This window comes from Paraburkholderia oxyphila NBRC 105797 (genome assembly GCF_000685075.1).
Lineage (GTDB): Bacteria > Pseudomonadota > Gammaproteobacteria > Burkholderiales > Burkholderiaceae > Paraburkholderia > Paraburkholderia oxyphila.
Window position 1 is genome coordinate 1 of the sequence record NZ_BAYD01000252.1, and the last position, 2,020, is coordinate 2,020.

Genomic DNA, 2,020 nt, shown 5'->3' on the forward strand with positions numbered 1-2,020 from the left:
ATGCCCTATTTTCTGGCTTCTGGGGGTGCCAACAGGCGGAGGCCCGCAACACGATCCGCCAGTCTGAAAAAGGAGCAGGCATGGCGGAGTTCGATCCATTACGGCCCGGTATCACGGGCAGGCAGGCGTATCACTTGCAGATTCCGGGAACGGCCAGCGCGTCGGAACTGTCGGTCGTGTCGTTCACGGCCACCGAAGCGATGGGGGAACCGACCACGGTGATGATCGAGGCAACGCACCCCGAGCAACTGCCCCGCGCGGATTACCTGAACCTCGATGCCGTTTTCACCATCATGGCAGAAGACGGGAGCGTGAAGAAGTTTTCAGGCTACCTCGAACGCGTCTCGGCCATCCAGAAGACGAACGATTCTACGAGCCACCAGTTCGTCCTGAAGTCGCACTTCGGGCGGCTGGCGGCAGTCACCACGACCCAAACCTATCAGCGTCAATCGGCGCCCGACATTATCCGGGCGGTGCTGCGCCGGCACGGCATTCCGGATCACCTGATCTCGTTCCGGCTGCGCCGCCAGTATCCGGTTCATGCGTGGCGCTTCCAGCACCAGATGACCGATCTGGCCTATGTCCAGATGCTGATGCAGAAAGAGGGCATCTACAGCTTCATTGTCGAGACGGAATACGGGGATCAGGTCGTCTTTGCCGACGACATCGACCACTATCTCTACGACGAGCCTCAGCGCCTGGTGCCCTACCGTGAGGCGGCGGGACTGGAGGCGGGGGGCGTGGAAGCGGTCACCGCGCTGAAGACCCACGCGGAGACGGTGCCGCAGTCGTACACGGTGGCCGACTATAACCCGGAAAGCGCCTGGGAGCGTTTCCGGGATAGCGCCAATGTTGCCCCGCAGGACCCGACCACCTATGGTCAGTCGTACGTTTACGGGACGCACCATCTCGACCAGGCCGGGGCAAAGTGGGAAGCGCAGCTTCGCCACGAGGCGGCCCTCGCGCGGCAGATCATCTACGAGGGCGAGAGTAACGTACTGGCGTTGCAGTGCGCAAGCGTGCTGGAGACGGATATTGTCCTGCCCGATGCGCCCAAGGGCCAGGTTCTGATCGAGGTCACGCACAGCGGTGCGCGCGATGTGCCTTATACGAACCGCTTCAGGGCGATTCCCGCCGACCGGCGCTTCCGGCTCCAGCTCAGGCCGGAAACCTGGGCCCGCATCTCCGGTACGCTCAGCGCGCGGATTTGCAGTCCTGACAAATACACCTACGGCTATCTCAATGCTGTCGGCTACTACGTCGTGCGTCTGGATGCGGACTTCGGCACCTGGCCGAAGGGTGGCGAGAGCGTGCCGCTGCGCCTGGCCAAGCCCTTCGCGGGCAGGTTGCAGACCGGCATGCACTTCGTCGCGCTGGACAACGACGAGGCAGTGATCCAGTTTCGGGACGGGGACCCGGACAAGCCGGAAATTTGCGGATTTCATCACCACAGCCAGGCGCGCGACCTCATCACGAACGACCGGCGCTGGCTCTCGCGCAACGTGATCCGCACGCAGAAGAACAACAAGCTGCGCATGGAGGACTGGGCGGGCCAGGAAGGCATCAAGCTCAGCACGGAGCACTCGGGCAAGTCGCAGCTCAATCTCGGTTATCTGGTGAACCAGAAGCTCGAATACCGGGGTGAGGGCTATGAGGTCCGGACATCGGGCTGGGGCGTCAACCGCGCAGGCAAGGGGCTGCTCCTGACGGCATACGACCGCCCAGCCGCCACCGGCAAGCAGCTCGACATGCAGGAGATCATCGCGCAGCTCGAAAGCGCGCTGGAGACCGCGAAGGCGCTGGCCGCGTCCGCCAGCAGCGCGAAGGCCGAGCCCGCAGATACCGACGCGCAGCAGCAAATGAAGGAGGACTTCGACGGCCTGAAGAAGCCGGGGCTGCTCGCGGGCACGCCCGCCTCGGCGGCCATCGTGGCGGGTGGGGGTATCCAGTTCGCGGCCCAGGAGAACATCAACACGGTGGCCGGGAAGAACGCCGACTGGAGCGTGCTGAAACGCTGGAC

1 protein-coding gene is annotated in these 2,020 nt (G+C 63.8%); it reads left to right on the forward strand.

Translation table 11 applies throughout. The annotated features are described in order from the left end of the window. Nucleotides 1-80: 80 nt before the first annotated feature. The coding region (locus tag BO1_RS48695) for a type VI secretion system Vgr family protein (protein ID WP_043289325.1) at nucleotides 81-2,020 on the forward strand (1,940 nt) is incomplete at its 3' end.